Raw genomic sequence first — 16,584 nt, 5'->3', positions numbered from 1 at the left:
CGAAGTGCTCGCTGCACCTGTGCATCCGGACGTGACAGCCGGTGCCGGTTCTGGTCACCGGACGACGCGTCGATCGGTGCGGTCCCGTTCCAGGAGGATGCCGGCAAGCCGGGACGGAAGGACCGGACACCGACCGGCGGGCTCACATGTGGCGTAGCGCCTGGAGCTGCCGAATTCGGATCGGCAGCTGACGCCGAGACAGGCCCAGCAAGACTCCCCACCAGCTGACAATTTCGTCTACGAGAACAGCATCGTCATCGACGATACGGGCGTACACCATCGGTCGCCGGCCGAGCAAACCGGCCGAGGACTCGAGCAGCCGAACGCCGAGCACGTCGATGTCGTCCGCCAGCACCGGCAAGCCGGGGCGGGCATAGCGGCTCAGGACGATCGGATCCGAACCTTCGGTGTTGTCGTACCGGATGCCGCGCCCGACACCGGTGGCGGCCAGTGATCGGCCGTAGTAGCGCGCTTCGGCCTGCCGGTCATAGGCCACCCGCATTTCATCGTCCCAGCCCGGCTCGGTAGCAGCGATGGCTTCCGCAGCCGCTACCAGCACCTCGGTATTGCGCTTCACGGGGGCGGCGATCCGCTCGGCCGGCCGTCGCTCGGCTCGGCGAAGCCGCCTGCGCGCAATTCGGCGGTCAAGGCTCGGTAGCGCTACCGCAGGTGCTCAGGCTCGGGCCCGCTGCGTCCTCCGGGACTGATCCAGCGCCACCTGTCGTCATCCCATCGGACGCCGCCACGTTCGCGTTCGAGGCCCCTTCCGGGCTGCTGACATGGCCGGCCCTCGATCGCGCGGTCATGGACTTCCCCGATCTGGCCACCGTCACCAGGCAGCAGGAGCACGTCAGCGCGCTGGTCGCCCGCTGGATACGCACCTGACGAACGCACGTTCCCGGCGCCCTCGTAGTGCGGCCGTGGTCAAGTGCGCCTGACGGCCGCGAGTCGCGCCCCGATCGGCCTGGGCGAGCCGCCGATGAGCGAACGGCGGCACGGCAGTCGGCTCGGTGGTGTCTGGTCGAGCCCGTTCGGGCCGGGCCAGGGGCGGGCTCTGCCATGGGCGCAGACCGGGGAAGACGTATTCGTCGTACGGTCAGGGATCGAGGACCGGTACGGCGTCCTCCAGGCCCAACGGCAGGCGAGGGTGGCTGTTACGGACCTCGTCGTTCGCGGACTGGTCTGTTGTCGGCGTCGTGGGCGTAGCTGATGTCGATGTCGGGCAGCGCGTTCTGCAGGTCGTAGGCCAGCCCCAGGCCCTGGTTGATCCAGTGCCGTTCGTCGTCCGGGCTGGGGAACTCGAAGTCGGTCAGCGCTGTCGCCTGGTACCGGTGGCTCCACTCTTTGAGCCGCTGGACGAGTTCTGCGCTCACGCCCAGGGCGTCCAGCGCCACTGGGCCGTAGTGATCCGAGTCGTAGTCCCATACACCGTCGCCGTCGTACTCGGCCATGACTCGCAAAGAGGATGGTCGGTATCGCTCGTCCACACGACGATCATGACAGAGCCGTCCTCTTGTTCAGGAGCGCGGCGGCGGTCAGGCGTTGCCGAGGGTGGCTTGCTCCTGGGCGATGGTGGTGTCGTCGCCGTGGCCGGTGTGTACCACCGTGTCGGTGGGGAGGGTGAAGAGTTTGGCTCGGATCGAGGTGACGATGACGTCGGCGTCGGAGTAGGAGCGGCCGGTGGCGCCGGGGCCGCCCTGGAACAGGGTGTCGCCGGTGAAGACGCAGTTCAGGTCGGGGGCGTGCAGGCAGACGGCGCCGGGGGCGTGGCCGGGGGTGTGCAGCACCGTCAGGGTGGTGCCGCCGATCTCGATCTTCTGGCCGTCGGTGAGGTCGGTGTCCCAGGTGGTCGACTTGCCGTGGGTCAGCTCCCACAGGGGGCGGTCCTCGGGGTGGAGCAGGACGGGGGCTCCGGTGCGGTCGCGCAGGGCGGGGGCGACCCGGACGTGGTCGTCGTGGGCGTGGGTGCAGATGATGGCGCGGACCGTGCGGCCGGCCACCACGGCCAGGATCGCGTCGACGTCGTGGGGGGCGTCGATGACCACGCACTCGGTGTCGTCGCCGACGACCCAGATGTTGTTGTCGACGTCGAACGTCTGGCCGTCGAGGCTGAACGTGCCGCTGACAACTCCGTGGTCGACCTTCGCCTGCTGCATCGCTCGCCCTGATCCTTCCGCAAGCCCAATACCGTCGCGATCAGCCTACCGACCGCGCCCCCTGCCGCTCCGTGTCGGTGGAAAGCACGCCACGAGATGGCGGCCGGCTCGATGCGAAGCACGCCACGAGGCGGCGCCCCCGCTTGGTGAGGGGCGCCGCTGGGCGGGCTCTCAGACGAGCGTGCGCTCCCGCTCGGTCGACGTGGAGAGGGTGCCGCCGGACTCGTCGAGGCCGGCGCGGGCGTGGACGCGGCGTGCCCACGCGGGGGCCCACCAGTTGGCCTTGCCGGCCAGCTTCATCAGGGCCGGGACCAGCGTGGCGCGGACGATGAAGGCGTCGATCAGGACGGCCAGGCCCAGGCCCAGGCCGAACATCTTCATGAACGTGATGCCGCTGGTGGCGAAGGCGAAGAACGTGATCGAGAGGACCAGGGCGGCCGCCGTGACGATGCGGCCGGTCTTGGCGATGCCGGTGACGATCGCGGCGTGGTTGTCGCCCGTACGGTCGTACTCCTCTTTCATGCGGGCCAGCAGGAAGACCTCGTAGTCCATCGACAAGCCGAACGCCACGGCGAACATGAGCAGCGGCATCGCGATGTCGGTGAAGCCGGTCGGGGTGAAGCCGAGCAGGCCGGACAGGTTGCCGTCCTGGAAGATCCAGACCATCAGGCCGAGCATCGCGGTCAGGTTGAGGGTGTTGAGCACGATCGCCTTGAGCGGCACCAGGAAACTGCCGAACATCAGGAACAACAGGACGAATGTGGCGACCGCGATCCACAGCGCGGCCCACGGCGCGACGGCCAGGATCGACGCCTTGGTGTCCTCGAGCTGGGCCGCGCTGCCCCCGACGAGCACGTCGGGGTCGAGCTCGCGCAGGTCGTGGACGAGGTCGGTCGCCTCCGACGAGATCGGGACCACCGACGGAACGACCTCGAGCCACTCCCCCGCCGTGGCCTGGAACTTGCGGGCGTCGGGGCCGGGCTCACCCGTCTGCTGACCGTCGGTCCAGGTGCCGCGGGCGGTGACCACCTCGGCCACGTTCGGCAGGCGGGACGCGGAGCCGGCATAGGTGTCGATGCGGGCCGGGTCGGGAGCGCCCCGGAGCACGACCGGGAAGGCCTCGGCCGTGAAGCCGAACTCGCGCTGCGCCTTCTCGGTGGCCACCCGGGCCGGGTCGTCCGAGGGCAGCACGCGGGCGTCGGGGTTGCCGAAGCTGGTGCCGAGCACGGGGAGGCTGAGCAGCACCAGCAGCGCGACCACGCCCCCGGTGACCAGGCCGGGACGGCGCAGCACCTTTTCGGCGATCCCGGCCCAGCGCGGCGAGTCGGTGCGGACGACGCCGGGCAGCTTCCACGCGTTGACCCGGTGGCCCAGCACGGCCAGCAGCGCGGGCAGGGTGATCACGGCCGCGAGCACGGCCACCAGCACGACCCCGACCCCGGCGTACGCGAAGGATCGGAGGAAGAACAGCGGGAACGCGATCAGGGCCAGCAGCGCCACGGCCACGGTCACGCCCGAGAACAGCACCGTGCGGCCGGCCGACTCGACCGTGCGGATCACCGCCAGGCCGACGTCGTGACCGGCCGTCAGCTCCTCGCGGAACCGCGAGACGATCAGCAGCGAGTAGTCGATGGCCAGGCCCAGGCCGAGCGCCGTGACCAGGTTGATCGAGAAGACCGAGACGTCGGTGACCTGCGAGATCGCCCACAGCACGAAGAACGCGCCGACGGTGGCCGAGGCGCCCACGACCAGCGGCAGCAGCGCCGCCACGACCCCGCGGAAGACGAACAGGAGCAGCAGCAGCGTCAGCGGGATGGCGATCGACTCGGCCAGCACCAGGTCTTGCTCGAGGCCGTGGCCGAGCGCCTCGCCGAACGCGGCCTGACCGCCGATCTCGGTCGTGATCGGCCCGCGGTCGCCGCCGAACTGGTCACGGATTAGGACGACCGCCTCTTCCTGAGCGGTGTCGTCGCCGCCCGCCCGGATCAGCACCAGCGCTTCCCGGCCGTCGTCGGAGCGCAGGGCCGGGGCCTGACCGGCATTCCAGTACGAGGTGACCTCGTCGATCCCGGCCAGGCCGGCCACCCCGGTCGACAGGGCCTGGCCGGCGGCCGCGGCGTCGGGAGCGTCCACGTTCCCGCCGTCGGCCGTGACGACCAGCACGATGTTGGGCGGCCCGGCCCCGAAGTCGTCCTCGAGGATCTGGGCGGCGCGGGACGAGTCGGAGGCGGGATCGTCGAAGCCGCCGTTGGCCAGCCCGGCGAAGACCCCGAAGCCGAGCACCGCGGTCACGGCGAACACCACCAACGAGCCGAGCAGTGTCAACCGGGCCCGCCGGACGACGAACCTCCCGAGCGCAGTGAACATGACGATCTTCTCCCTCTGACGTCGCTTCTGTCACAGGAAGTCTCGGGATTTCGGCCCTCGCTGTCGTCGGACCACGGTCGGAACTCGGCGCCGGGTTCCTACCGTGGTAGGAGGCGGTCGCGGCACCGCGGTACCTATATTTTCGGGCATGCCTTCACTGCTGAGCGATCGTGGCGAGTTCGTGGGCGGGGCCGCCGTGCTCGGCTCCGGGCTGGGCGTGCTCAGCCTCGTCTACACCGAGCACTGGGGCTGGATCGTCGCCGTCGTGATGCTGCCGGCCCTCGTCGTGCGGGTGTACTGGGCGTCCATGCCGGGCTGGCTGCTCCTGACCTGGCTGACGGTCCCGACGCTGATCGGCGACGCGTTCGTGGTCACCCACAGCGCGTACATGGTGGTGGTGGTCGGCATGGCCGTGGTCGCGGCCGGCCGGCGTACGCGGGTCGATCTGGTGGTCATGCCGGCCTGTCTCTTCTCGCCGTTCCTGATCTGGGCGCTCGAGACCAACAACTGGCACCGGGGCATCGGGGCCTGGATGTGGTTCAGCGGCCTGCTGATCGGCTGGGGCTTCGGGCACGTGGTGGCCCGCCAGTTCGCGCTGATCGACGAGCTCGAACGCACCCGCAACCGGCTGGCCGACATCGCCGTCACCGAGGACCGGCAGCGCATCGCCCGCGACCTGCACGACCTGGTCGGGCACAGCTTCAGCGTGGTGCTGCTGCACCTGTCCGGGGCCCGGCTGCTGATCCCGTCGTCACCGGCCGAGGCCGAGCAGGCGCTGCGCCAGGCCGAGGCGGTGGGCCGCGCCGGCATGGACGAGTTGCGCCAGGCGCTGTCGCTGATGCACCAGGGGTCGCCCGCGCCGGCCCCGGTCGAGCTCGACCAGTTGCTGGCCACCTATCGCGAGGCCGGCATGAGCCTCGACGTCGACGTGCGGGGCGACATGACCGCGGTCGGCGCGGCGCCGCGCATCGTGCTGCACGACGTCCTGCGCGAATCGCTGACCAACGTGGCCAAGCACGCCGTCACGCCCGACGCGGCCATCACGATCGTGGTCGACCGCGAGGGCCTGCTGCTGCGCGTGTCGAGCGCGCGGCAGCCGGGTCCCGCGCCGGGCACCGGGGTCGGGCTGGCCGGGCTCGACCACCGGGTGGCGGCGATCGGCGGCAGCTTCCAGGCCCATCCCGACGACGGGCGGTGGGTGGTCGAGGCGGTGCTGCCACGCCGCCTGGCCGGGTTGCCCGCGTGATCCGGGTCGTCCTGGTCGACGATCAGCCGATGGTCCGGGCCGGGCTCGCCCTGATCCTGCGCAGCCAGCCCGACCTCGAGGTGGTGGCCGAGTGCGGCGACGGCGCGGCTGTGGTGCCGGCCCTGGCCGAGCGGTCGGCCGACGTCGTCTGCATGGACGTCAAGATGCCCGGGGTCGACGGCGTCGAGGCGACCCGCCGGGTCCGCGCGGCCGGCGGCCCGCCGGTCTGTGTGCTGACCACGTTCGGCGACACCGACGTGCTGTGGTCGGCCGTCGACGCGGGCGCGGCCGGCTTCGAGCTCAAGTCGGCCACCCCGGAAAACCTGATCGAAGCCATCCGTACGGTGGCCGCGGGCGGCACCTGGATCGACGGCACCCTGCTGGGCCCGATCCTCGACTCGGTCCGCCGCCAGACCCGGCCCTCGGCCAACCAGGTCGGCGCCCTGACCGAGCGCGAGCTCGACGTGCTGCGCCTGATGGCCCGCGGCGCCTCCAACCGCGAGATCGCGAACCGCCTGGTGCTGGCCGAGACCACGGTCAAGACCCACGTCGGCACCCTGTTCACCAAGCTCGGCGCCCGCGACCGGGCCGCCGCCATCGTCTACGCCTACGACGCCGGCATCGTCCGCCCCCAGGGCACGTAGGGCAGCCTTACTCGCACTCCACTCGGGTCGTATTGCAAACTGATTGCAATAGCAATTGACCGGCAAGTGGAGGTTGACCATGGCCGTCTACACCCTGCCCGACATGCCCTACGACTACGGCGCGCTCGAGCCGGCGATGTCGGGGCAGATTCTCGAGCTGCACCACAGCAAGCACCACGCGGCGTACGTCAAGGGCAGCAACGACACCCTCGACCAGCTGGCCGAGGCCCGGGACAAGGGTGACTACCACGCCCTGGTCGGCCTGGAGAAGACGCTCGCGTTCAACCTCTCGGGGCACGTGCTGCACTCGATCTTCTGGAACAACCTGCGGCCGGGCAGCAACGCCGACCGGCCCGAGGGTGACCTCGCCGCCGCCATCGACGAGCACCTCGGCTCGTTCGACGCGTTCTCGGCCCAGCTGTCGACCGCGACCAAGGGCGTACAGGGCTCGGGGTGGGGTGTGCTCGCCTGGGAGCCGCTGTCGCAGCGCCTGATCGTCGAGCAGATCTACGACCACCACGGCAACGTCGGCCAGGGCTCCACGCCGATCCTGGTCTTCGACGCCTGGGAGCACGCCTACTACCTGCAGTACAAGAACGTGCGCCCCGACTACGTCGACCGCCTGTGGAGCCTGGTCAACTGGGCCGACGTGACCAAGCGCTTCGACGCCGCCCGGGCCGCCGGCAACCCGATCATCGTCGCGCCCTGAAAGATGACGGCAGCCGACGCTTTCGCCGGCGCCCAGCGCGCCGCCGGGGTCATCGCGGCCAAACACCGCGGTGACCTCGCCGGCGCCCAGGAACTGCTGGCCGACTTCCCGGACGAGCAGGCCCGTACCCGCGCATTCGAGCTGCTGGCCCAACTCGCCCTGAGCATCCTGCGCGCCCAGACCGGCCAGACGATGGACGAGCTCGTCAAGGAGCTGAGCCTGCACATCGCCGCCGCAAGTTCAGACTGACCGCCGTTATCTTCACCACTGTCAACGCAGTGATCACCTTGATAGGTTCTTGCCAATAGTTGGCAAGAGCGAAGGGGCTGCGTTGACAGCCGTAGTGCAAGACGTGCTCGGGGTCAGTGCGCAGCGACGCCGGACCACCCTATGGCTGGCCGGTCTCATCGTCGGTCTGGTGGTCACCGGGGTTATCGCGGTCGGCACGGGGGCGATCGCGATCGGCCCGGCCACCGTGGCCCGCATTCTCGTCCATCAGTTGTTCGGCCTGGGCGACGTGACCTGGACGCCGCCGCAGGAAGCCATCGTCTGGCAGGTGCGGTTCCCCCGCGTGCTGCTCGGCGTTCTGGTCGGGGCCGGGCTCGCCGTCTGCGGTGTCGCGCTGCAGGCCATGGTCCGCAACGTGCTGGCCGACCCCTACCTGCTCGGCATCAACTCGGGCGCGTCCAGCGGCGCCGCCGCGGCCATCCTGTTCGGCGCGGGGGCCGGATTCGGCCAGTACGCGCTGTCGACCAGCGCGTTCCTGGGCGCGCTGGCCGCCTCGCTGCTGGTCTTCCTGATCGCCCGCAGCGGCGGCCGGGTCACCTCGATCCGGCTGCTGCTGGCCGGCGTCGCGGTCGGCTACGCCCTGTACGCGACGACCAGCTTCCTCATCTTCGCCTCGGGCTCGGCCGAGGGCGCCCGGTCGGTGATCTTCTGGCTGCTCGGCTCGCTCGGCCTGGCCCGCTGGGACGGGCTGCTGGCCATCGCGGCCGTGGTCATCGGGGGTACGGCCGTTTACCTGACCATCGTCGGCCGCCGTCTCGACGCGTTGGCCGTCGGAGACGAGACTGCGCACACCCTCGGCGTCAACCCCGACCGGTTCCGCATGCGGCTGCTGGTCATCGTCTCGCTCTGTGTCGGCGTGCTGGTCTCCGCATCCGGCAGCATCGGGTTCGTCGGCCTGGTCGTGCCTCACCTGGCCCGCCGCCTGGTCGGCGCGCCGCACGTCCGGGTGGTGCCGGTGGCGGCCCTGCTCGGCGCGATCCTGCTGGTCTGGGCCGACGTGATCGCTCGTGTGCTGCTGGCCCCGCAAGAGATCCCCATCGGCATCATCACCGCGCTGCTCGGCGCCCCGTTCCTGCTCATCCTCATCCGCCGACTGCATGCCGGAGGCTCCGCATGAAGAAGATCGCCGTCCTGTCCGCCGTACTGCTGGTCGCCGCCGGATGCGGTGCCGCCGATGACGGCGCCGCGGCCGACGCCGGGTCGGGCTACCCGTTGACCGTGAAGAACTGCGGCGTCGACGTCACTTTCGACAAGGCCCCCGAGCGCACCGTGCTGCTGAAGAGCGCCGCCGTGCCGTACCTGCAGGATCTGGGCGTGCTCGACCGGGTCACGGCCCGGGCCGGGCAGTACCCCAAGGAGTACTACGACGAGGCGACGCTGGCCGCGCTCGACAAGATCCCGCTGCTGACCGACAAGACCGACACCAGCGGGCACCTGCAGATCTCGAAAGAGGTCGTGATCAGCCAGCAGCCCGACCTCGTGTTCGGCGAGGTCGACAACCTGTCGCGCGACACCCTCGCGGCGGTGGACATCCCGCTGCTGGAAGAACCGGCCATGTGCCCGGACAACACCACGGCACCGACCTTCGACGACATCTACGCGCAGCTCACCTCGTACGGGAAGGTCTTCGATCGCCCGAACGAGGCCGCCACTGCGGTCAAGGCACTGCAGGAGCGCATGGCCAAGATCAATGCGCCCAAGAGCGGGCGTACGGCGGCCGTGCTCTACCCGACCGTCGGGGGCGGCGTGACGTACGCCTACGGGTCAGCCAGCATGGCCGACCCCCAGCTCAAGGCGGCCGGGTTCGAGAACGTGTTCGGTGAGAGCAAGGAGCGGGTCTTCGAGGTGACGCTGGAGGAGCTGCTCGGCCGCAATCCCGACGTGCTGATCCTGCTGTACGGCGACGGCGACCCGGCAAAGGTCGAGCAGGCCGTCACCAGCTTGCCCGGCGCCGAGAAGCTCAAGGCCGTGCAGAACAAGCAGGTCATGACCCAGCTGTTCAACTTCACCGAGCCGCCGTCCCCGCTTTCGATCGACGGCCTCGAGCGGATCGTCGAGCGGTTCAAGCAGTGATCCAGGCGGCCGACGTGTCGTGGCGCTACGGCGCCACGCCGGTCATCGACAGCGTCAGCGTGGCCGCGCTGCCGGGCCGAGTGCTGGGCCTCATCGGGCCCAACGGCTCAGGCAAAACCACATTACTGCGACTTCTGTACGGTGCCCTGCGCAGCCCCACCGGCCGGGTCACTGTGGACAGTGACGGCCTGCAGTCGCTCTCCCCGCGCGAGAGCGCCCTGCGGATGGCCGTCGTGGTGCAGGAGACGGGCGGCGAGACCGCACTGACCGTGGCCGAGATGGTGCTGCTCGGCCGCGGCCCGCACCTGTCGACCTTCCAGCGCACCGGCCCGGCCGACCACGAGATAGCCGCCCGCAGCCTGGCCCGGGTCGGCGCCACTCACCTGGGCCCGCGCCCGTTCAGCGGGCTGTCCGGCGGCGAACGGCAGCGGGTGCTCATCGCCCGCGCCCTCGCCCAGCAGGCGACCCACCTGCTGCTCGACGAACCGACCAACCACCTCGACATCCGGTACCAGCACGAGGTGCTGGGCCTGGTCCGCGGACTCGGCACCTGCTCGATCGTCGTGCTGCACGACCTGAACCTGGCCGCCCGCTACTGCGACGACCTGGTGCTGCTCGGCGACGGCGGCGTCGTGGCGGCCGGGACGGTCGACGAGGTGCTCGACCCGGCGATCCTCGAACCGGTCTACGGCATCGGCATCAAGCGCCTCGACCTCGACGGTCACCTGCACCTGTTGTTCCACCCATTCACCCAGGAGGCCGCATGACCGCCCAGGACAGCATCAACGACTACTGGACCGGCCGCGCTCCCAGCTACGCCGAGTATCAACTGCAGCGCCTCCCCCATGACACCGCCGCCTGGTCTTCCATCTGGGCGGAGGCTCTACCGGCCGCACCCCTGGACGTGCTCGACGTCGGCACCGGCAGCGGCCAGGTAGCGTCGATCCTGGCCGGGCTGGGTCATCGGGTCACCGGGATCGACCTGTCCGAGGGCATGCTGGAGCAGGCCCGGGCTACGGTGAAGGACGTCGACTTCCGGATCGGCGACGCCGTGGCGCCCAACTTCCCCGAGGCGAGTTTCGACGCCGTCACCGCCCGCTATGTCATGTGGACACTGCGGGATCCGGAGTCGGCCGTACGCCATTGGATCCGTTTGCTTCGACCCGGCGGCACGATCGCCGTCGTCGACAGCACATGGTTCCCGCACGGCCCGCAGGACTTCTACGAGCCCGAGATCTGGCAGGCGCTGCCGCTGGCCCAGGCGACCTCGATCGCGCCCACGGCGGCCGTGCTCGAACAGTCCGGCCTGACCGACGTGAGGGTCACTCCCCTGACCTCGATCTACGAACTCGACCAGAAGTACGGCGTCGCGCCCGGCCACGAGTTGCAAACGCAATACCTGATCACCGGACGAGCCTGATGGAGTTCCGCGAGGCGCTGCGCGGCCGGCGGATGGTCCGCAACTACCGCACCGATCCGGTCGCCGACGAGGTGATCGCCCGCATCGTCAAGGTCGTGCACCGGGCGCCGAGCGCCGGCTTCAGCCAGGGACACCGCCTGGTCGTCGTGACCGATCCGGCCACCCGGGCCGCGCTGGCCGCCGTGGCCGAGCCCTGGTATCTCGAGCAGGGCTTCCACCCGTGGATCTCGCAGGCGCCGGTGCAGATCGTGCTCGGCGTCCGCGAGGCGTCGTACCACGAGCGATACACCGAGACCGACAAGCTGGAGGCCGACGGCGAGGAGATCCCCTGGCCGGTGCCGTTCTGGTGGTTCGACTCGGGCGCGCTGTTCAGCCTGCTGCAGCTGGCCGCGGCCGACGAAGGTCTCGCGAGCGGCTTCTACAGTCCCGCGCCACCCGAGGAGCTCGCCGCCCTGGCGCAGATCGCCGGTCTGCCGGACGACGTCGCCGTGGCCGGGGTGCTCACGCTCGGGCACCCCGCCGACGACCCGGCCGTTCCCACCGCCAAGCCGGCCCGGCGGCGCCGCCCGATCGAGGACCTGGTCAGCTGGCGGCGCTGAGCTGGGTCGCGACCAGCCGGCGGTAGGCGCCGTCCCGGGCCAGCAGCTCCGCGTGCGGGCCGGTCTCGGCCAGGCGGCCGCCGTCGAGCACGGCGATCCGATCGGCGACCAGGATCGTCGACAGGCGGTGGGCGATGATCAGGGTGGTCCGGCCGGCGATGATGCCCGACATCGCGTCGGCCAGCACCCGTTCGGTCTCGGTGTCGAGGTTGGAGACCGGCTCGTCCAGCACCAGCACCGGCGCGTCGGTGAGCAGGGCCCGGGCCAGGGCGACCCGCTGGCGCTGCCCGCCTGACAGCCGGGTTCCACGCTCCCCCACGACCGTGTCGTAGCCCTCGGGCAGGGCGGTGACGAACTCGTGGGCGCCGGCGGCCCGGGCCGCCTCGTGCAGGTCGTCCGCAGTCGCGCCGGGCCGGGCGAGCAGCAGGTTCTCGGCCACGGTGCGGTGGAACAGGTACGGGTCCTGGGGCACGAGGTGACGAGTTCACGCAGCCGGTCCGTGGTCAGGTCGCGCAGGTCGGTGCCGCCCAGGCCCGCGTGCCGGTGCTGCGCCTGCCGCAACCGGCCCGCGGCGGCCGAGATCCGCGCCCGGTGCGAGGTGGTGGCGGCGAAGATGCTGAGCTCGCGCAGGCCCTGGACGGCGTCCACGGTCTCGGCCGACACCTCGGCCGCGGCCGCCTTGACCGCCTCGCCCTGGGCGCGGGCCCGGCGGGCCAGCCACATCGGCACGGTCGCCACGGCGATCAGCACCGGCAGCACCACCAGCGGAAGCACCGGGTGGATGAGGCCCAGCGCCACCAGAGTCGTGAACGGCACGGTGACTGCCACCACGAGCGGGCTCAGCGTGTGGGCGAAGAACACCTCGAGAGCCTCGACGTCGGCCACCACCGTGGTGCCGAGGTCGCCGCTGCGCTTGGCGGTCAGCCCGGCCGGGGCCAGACGCTCGAAGGCCGCGTGGACCCGCCCCCGCACGTCGGCCAGAGCCCGGAACGCCATGATGTGGGCCAGCACCGACTCGAGGTAGGGCGCGGCCGCCCGCAGCGGGATCAGCACGAGCAGCAGCCAGAACCAGGGCATCAGCCGGTCCCGGCCGGCGCCGGTGGCGACCAGGCCGACCAGGTACGCCCCCACGGCCGCCCCGGCGATCGTCAGCAGCTGGTTGAGGGCGCCGGCCGCGATGGCCCCGGCCAGCAGGAGGCGGTGCGAGCGCAGCAGCCCGACGAAGCCCCTCATGCCTGCGCCGCCACGAGCCGGTGGTAGGCGCCGCCCGCGGCGATCAGCTCGCCCGGTGGCCCCTGTTCGGCGACCCGCCCGTCGTCGAGCACGACGACATGGTCGGCGTTGCGCACGGTGGAGAGCCGGTGCGCGATGACCAGGGTGGTGCGGTCGGCGGTGAGCCGGTCGAGAGCGCGGTCTGGATGGCCGCCTCGTTGGCCGAGTCGATGGCCGACGTCGCCTCGTCCAGCACCAGGATCGGCGCGTCCTTGAGCAGCGCCCGCGCGATGGCGATCCGCTGCCGTTCGCCGCCGGAGAGCCGGGCCCCGCGTTCACCGATCATCGTGTCGTACCCCTCGGGCAGTGCGGAGATGAAGGTGTGCGCGGCGGCGGCCCGGGCTGCGGCCTCGAGATCGTCCTGGCTCGCGCCGGGCGCGGCGAGCAACAGGTTGTCGCGGACCGTGCCGTGGAACAGATACGTGTCCTGCGAGACCACGGAGACGAGCGCGCGCAGGTCGGCCAGGGGCAGCGTGCGCACGTCGCGCCCGTCGACGGTCAGCGTTCCGTGCTGCGGGTCGGCGAAGCGCAGCAGCAGCGCGACGACGGTGCTCTTGCCGGCGCCGGACCGCCCGACCAGCGCCGTGGTCGCGCCCGCCTCGGCCGTGAAGGTGACGTCGTTCAGCGCGGGTGCGTGACCCGCCTGGTAGGCGAAGGTCACGCCCTCCAGACGTACGCGGGGCGGGTTGTTCAGACGTTCGGCCGGGGACCCGTTGTCCGGCGTCGGACGCCTCTCCTCGAGAAGTGCGAAAATTCCCTCGGCCGCGGCCAGCCCGGGCGAGGCCGCGTGAAACGCCTTGCCCAGGTCGGTCAGCGGACGGAAGCACTCGCGCGACAACAACAGGATGATCAGCAGCGTGACCACGTCGAGGGCGCCGGACGCCGTGCGTAGCGCGCCCACCCCGACGGCCAGCGCGGTGCCGGCCCCCGCGGCCAGCCCGACCACCACCTCGTAGCCGGCCGAAGCGGCGACCAGGCGTGACGAGTCCCGGGCGAAGGCGGCCGACTGCTCCCCCAACTGGGCCCCGCGCCGCCGGTGGGCGTTGATCCCCTTGAGCGTGACCATGCCCTGCAGCACGTCGAGGGTGTCGGCGTAGACACCGCGGTAGGCGGCCCACCACCGCTCCATCGGCCCGCTCATCAGCCGCTTCGAGATGCGCGGGGCGACCGCGACCAGCAACGCGCACGCGGCCACGGTCACCCCGACGACCGGGTCGAGCCACCACACGTACGCGGTGAGGACGACCACGCCCAGCAGCGACGACACGAGCTGAGGCAGGAACGCCACGAAGTACGGCTCGAGCGCCTCCACCCCGTCGACCATCGTGGACTGCAAACGGCCCGTCCGCACACCTGTGGTGTAGCCGGGCCCGAGGCTGAACAGCCGGTCGAGCAGGCGGCCGCGGACGTCGTCCTTGATCCGCCCGCCGAGCGTGGCCGCCAGCCGCTCCCGCCCCCGGATCAGCCCGGCCCGCGCCCCCTGCAGCGCCACGATGCCGGCGCCGGCCAGCACGACATCGGTCCGCCCGGCCAGCACCTCGGCGATGACCCGGGCGATGAGCCAGCCCTGCCCGGCGTACGTGGCGGTGACGGCCAGCCCCAGGGCGACCAGCCCGGCCAGGCCCACGCGCCGGCCCGTGGCCAGGCGGCGATCTCGTCGGGCGACTCGCTCCACGGCGGCGCCGCAAAACACTGCCGGTAGACGGGTTGGAGCCGGTCCACCTGAGCCCGGAGCTCGGCCCCGGTCACCCGGCTGATCACGACCATCGGCTCATTCTCCACCCGGCCGCCCAGAAAAAGTCGAGGGCGCCCCGGCTTGTGGATCATCGCCCCGGAGCGCCCTCAAAGTCGGAACGACGGGTCACGGCCACGCAACACCCGTTCCTGAAGCCATCTTCCAGTAATTGCCAAATATATGCAACAAGGTTCGCTCGGCCATCGGCGGTCAGGCCCCTGGACCCGATGGACGAAATTGGCGGGAACTCCCAGACCGGTCGCGACGACCATTGACGGGAAGCACGACCATGATCAGCTGTCTGCCTGGAGGAACCGCATGTCCACGACCGCACCGCCGGTCACCACGCTCGCGGTCGGCGGGATGACGTGCGCCGCATGCTCGGGCCGCATCGAGCGCAAGCTCGACCGGCTGCCGGTGATCATCAACAGCTTGCGCCTGTGCCGGTGCCGGTGGGGCCGATGAGCGCGCGGCGGCCCCTGGCCGCGATCCTCGTCGGACTCGTCCTGGCCGTTGTGGTGTTCCCGGCCGGTCCGGCCGCGGCCCACGTCTCGGTCAGCCCGGCTCAGGCCACCCAGGGCGGGTTCGCGGTGCTCAATTTCCGGGTGCCCAACGAGCGGAAGGACGCTGCCACCACCAAGATCCAGCTGTTCTTCCCCACCGACACGCCGATCATCGGCGCCACCGTGCGTCAGTTGACCGGTTGGAACAGCCAGGTCACCCGGGGTCCGCTGGACAAGCCGGTGACGGTCGACGGCACATCCGTCACCCAGGCCGTCACCTCGATCACGTGGACGGTCAAGAACCCGGCCGATGCCGTGACCGGAAGCAACTACCAGGAGTTCGGTGTCTCACTGGGCCCGCTGCCCAAGGTCGACCGGGTCATCTTCAAAACGATCCAGACCTACGACAACGGGGAGCTGGTGCGCTGGATCGAGGAACCGCTCGACGGTCAACCGGAGCCGGAGTTCCCGGCCGTGGTCCTGCGTCTGACGGCCGGCGGCGGGGAGCAGTTGGACGAGCACGGGATGCCGGTCGATGGCGGCGCCGCCACGGGCGCTCCGACCGGCAGCAGCGCCCAGATCGCCCGAGAGGCGGCGCCGTCGAACGTGGCGCCGGTCGTCGCGATCGCCGCGTTGGTGATCGCGATCGCCGGATTGCTGCTGGGCCTCGTCCGGCGGCGGCCCGGCCGGTGACGACAGTTCCCGGCCTGCGGCGGAACCAGACCAGCCTCGCCGACGGCGGCAATCGCATCCTCGGCGATGTCGGCTTCAGCGTTCCCCGGCCCTGCTCCAGGAAGTCTTCCACATGACCGCTCACGTGATCGCGCATCCGGACAGCGAGCGCCCCCACCTCATCACCGCAATGCGGCGCCCGCGCTGACCTGCGCGGCGAAGGTCAGTGGCGGACCGGTCTCGGGTTGCGCCACGACAGTGACGCCGGTGCGCCGGCCCGGCACCAACGGCACGGCCGCCAAAGCTGTGCTCGCGGAGACCCGCTGCGCCGCCGGCGACTCCCCCTTGCCGCCGGCCACGACGACCGACCACGAGCGGACCGGACCGACCGCTCGTTGCGCGCACAGATGCAGCAGTGCGATACCGCTGCGTACGGGCTCGGTGCGCACCAGCAACTGCCGGCCACCCGCGTAGAAGGCGGTCGAGGTGCGCATCGGGCACGGGCCCGTCGCCTTGGCCGGCGCGATGTACGCCCCGGTCAGCAGCAGCGTCACCGTCGCCGTCAGGCCCGCCAGGACGGCGAGAAGGGCCAGCCGGCCCCGCCACGAAGGTCGCCGCGCGGCCGGTGCGCCCGGTGACGCGCGGCGCGTGAGGAGCAGGCCGTCGGCAGTGTGCCGCACAGTGAGCGCCGACGCGGGAACCACACCGCGCCGGCGCCGGGCACGGCAGTAACGCGTGCCGGTCACGGGCGCCGGCGGCCCGTACTCCCCGTATTCCATGCCCGGATAGTCGGCGTTCGGAGCCTGTCGGTTCCCGCCGCTGCGCGTCGGCCGCGGCACGAGAAATCACGAAGCCGGGAACTTTTCGCGGACCCGTGCGGACCAATGCTCTGTCGACTCC

18 protein-coding genes and 2 pseudogenes are annotated in these 16,584 nt (G+C 71.1%); 11 read left to right on the top strand and 9 right to left on the bottom strand.

From position 1 onward, the window contains the following. Nucleotides 1–142: 142 nt before the first annotated feature. The 4 genes from M1L60_RS01665 to M1L60_RS01650 form a co-directional block, all read right to left on the bottom strand. On the bottom strand, nucleotides 143–577 hold the full coding sequence (locus M1L60_RS01665; RefSeq protein ID WP_253235429.1) for a hypothetical protein: 435 nt from the start codon (nucleotides 575–577) through the stop codon (nucleotides 143–145). A 577-nt stretch (nucleotides 578–1,154) separates the two neighbouring features. Next, entirely contained in the window at nucleotides 1,155–1,451 is a 297-nt protein-coding gene (locus tag M1L60_RS01660; RefSeq protein ID WP_253235428.1) for an immunity protein CdiI family protein, read from the bottom strand. A gap of 84 nt (nucleotides 1,452–1,535) precedes the next feature. Next, complete coding sequence (locus M1L60_RS01655; protein WP_253235427.1) at nucleotides 1,536–2,156, bottom strand: MBL fold metallo-hydrolase; 621 nt, start codon at nucleotides 2,154–2,156, stop codon at nucleotides 1,536–1,538. Nucleotides 2,157–2,327: 171 nt separating this feature from the next. Further along, a complete protein-coding gene (locus tag M1L60_RS01650) occupies nucleotides 2,328–4,523 on the bottom strand; it encodes an MMPL family transporter (RefSeq protein ID WP_253235426.1) in 2,196 nt (731 codons plus the stop codon). A 148-nt stretch (nucleotides 4,524–4,671) separates the two neighbouring features. Between M1L60_RS01650 and M1L60_RS01645 the strand changes: the two genes are divergently transcribed. From M1L60_RS01645 to M1L60_RS01605, 9 genes are all read left to right on the top strand, one after another. Then, complete coding sequence (locus M1L60_RS01645) at nucleotides 4,672–5,769, top strand: sensor histidine kinase (protein WP_253235425.1); 1,098 nt, start codon at nucleotides 4,672–4,674, stop codon at nucleotides 5,767–5,769. Beyond that, entirely contained in the window at nucleotides 5,766–6,413 is a 648-nt protein-coding gene (locus tag M1L60_RS01640) for a response regulator (RefSeq protein ID WP_253235424.1), read from the top strand. Before M1L60_RS01645 ends, M1L60_RS01640 begins: the two co-directional genes overlap by 4 nt. Before the next feature lie 79 nt (nucleotides 6,414–6,492). After that, a complete protein-coding gene (locus M1L60_RS01635; RefSeq protein WP_253235423.1) occupies nucleotides 6,493–7,122 on the top strand; it encodes a superoxide dismutase in 630 nt (209 codons plus the stop codon). 3 nt (nucleotides 7,123–7,125) lie between these two features. Further along, nucleotides 7,126–7,371, top strand: a complete 246-nt coding sequence (locus M1L60_RS01630) for a superoxide dismutase (protein ID WP_253235422.1) — start codon at nucleotides 7,126–7,128, stop codon at nucleotides 7,369–7,371. Nucleotides 7,372–7,453: 82 nt separating this feature from the next. Further along, nucleotides 7,454–8,527, top strand: coding sequence for a FecCD family ABC transporter permease (locus M1L60_RS01625; RefSeq protein WP_253235421.1), 1,074 nt, complete (start codon nucleotides 7,454–7,456; stop codon nucleotides 8,525–8,527). Further along, nucleotides 8,524–9,483 (top strand): ABC transporter substrate-binding protein, encoded by a 960-nt coding sequence (locus M1L60_RS01620; RefSeq protein WP_253235420.1) that lies wholly within the window; start codon nucleotides 8,524–8,526, stop codon nucleotides 9,481–9,483. Before M1L60_RS01625 ends, M1L60_RS01620 begins: the two co-directional genes overlap by 4 nt. Beyond that, nucleotides 9,480–10,250 (top strand): ABC transporter ATP-binding protein, encoded by a 771-nt coding sequence (locus tag M1L60_RS01615; protein ID WP_253235419.1) that lies wholly within the window; start codon nucleotides 9,480–9,482, stop codon nucleotides 10,248–10,250. The genes M1L60_RS01620 and M1L60_RS01615 overlap by 4 nt, the downstream gene beginning before the upstream one ends. Beyond that, entirely contained in the window at nucleotides 10,247–10,903 is a 657-nt protein-coding gene (locus M1L60_RS01610) for a class I SAM-dependent methyltransferase (protein WP_253235418.1), read from the top strand. The genes M1L60_RS01615 and M1L60_RS01610 overlap by 4 nt, the downstream gene beginning before the upstream one ends. After that, nucleotides 10,903–11,502 (top strand): nitroreductase family protein, encoded by a 600-nt coding sequence (locus tag M1L60_RS01605; RefSeq protein WP_253235417.1) that lies wholly within the window; start codon nucleotides 10,903–10,905, stop codon nucleotides 11,500–11,502. Before M1L60_RS01610 ends, M1L60_RS01605 begins: the two co-directional genes overlap by 1 nt. On the opposite strand, the gene M1L60_RS01600 is transcribed toward M1L60_RS01605, so the two are convergent. From M1L60_RS01600 to M1L60_RS01590, 4 genes and pseudogenes are all read right to left on the bottom strand, one after another. Beyond that, the gene (locus M1L60_RS01600) at nucleotides 11,486–11,740 is read right to left on the bottom strand and encodes a hypothetical protein (RefSeq protein WP_253235416.1); all 255 of its coding nucleotides are present in this window, start codon (nucleotides 11,738–11,740) and stop codon (nucleotides 11,486–11,488) included. The genes M1L60_RS01605 and M1L60_RS01600 overlap by 17 nt on opposite strands. A gap of 36 nt (nucleotides 11,741–11,776) precedes the next feature. Beyond that, nucleotides 11,777–11,941: pseudogene (locus M1L60_RS48220) on the bottom strand (hypothetical protein); the annotation flags it as partial. A 137-nt stretch (nucleotides 11,942–12,078) separates the two neighbouring features. Next, a pseudogene (locus M1L60_RS48215) lies at nucleotides 12,079–12,735 on the bottom strand (ABC transporter transmembrane domain-containing protein); the annotation flags it as partial. A gap of 43 nt (nucleotides 12,736–12,778) precedes the next feature. Continuing rightward, nucleotides 12,779–14,449: an ABC transporter ATP-binding protein/permease gene (locus tag M1L60_RS01590; protein WP_253235414.1), complete on the bottom strand. Its 1,671-nt coding sequence runs from the start codon at nucleotides 14,447–14,449 to the stop codon at nucleotides 12,779–12,781. 378 nt (nucleotides 14,450–14,827) lie between these two features. On the opposite strand from M1L60_RS01590, the gene M1L60_RS01585 reads away from it, so the two are divergent. Beyond that, complete coding sequence (locus tag M1L60_RS01585) at nucleotides 14,828–14,974, top strand: cation transporter (protein ID WP_253235413.1); 147 nt, start codon at nucleotides 14,828–14,830, stop codon at nucleotides 14,972–14,974. Beyond that, nucleotides 14,971–15,705 carry a YcnI family copper-binding membrane protein gene (locus M1L60_RS01580; protein WP_253235412.1) on the top strand — a complete coding sequence of 245 codons (735 nt, stop codon included), beginning with the start codon at nucleotides 14,971–14,973 and terminating at the stop codon, nucleotides 15,703–15,705. Before M1L60_RS01585 ends, M1L60_RS01580 begins: the two co-directional genes overlap by 4 nt. A gap of 161 nt (nucleotides 15,706–15,866) precedes the next feature. Here M1L60_RS01580 and M1L60_RS01575 read toward each other — a convergent pair whose 3' ends face one another. Next, nucleotides 15,867–16,463 (bottom strand): hypothetical protein, encoded by a 597-nt coding sequence (locus M1L60_RS01575; RefSeq protein WP_253235411.1) that lies wholly within the window; start codon nucleotides 16,461–16,463, stop codon nucleotides 15,867–15,869. Nucleotides 16,464–16,584: the final 121 nt, after the last annotated feature.

The organism is Paractinoplanes aksuensis (assembly GCF_024137025.1).
Lineage (GTDB): Bacteria > Actinomycetota > Actinomycetes > Mycobacteriales > Micromonosporaceae > Actinoplanes > Actinoplanes aksuensis.
The sequence above is the reverse complement of the archived record's forward strand: the minus strand, read 5'-3'. Positions and strand labels throughout refer to the sequence as shown.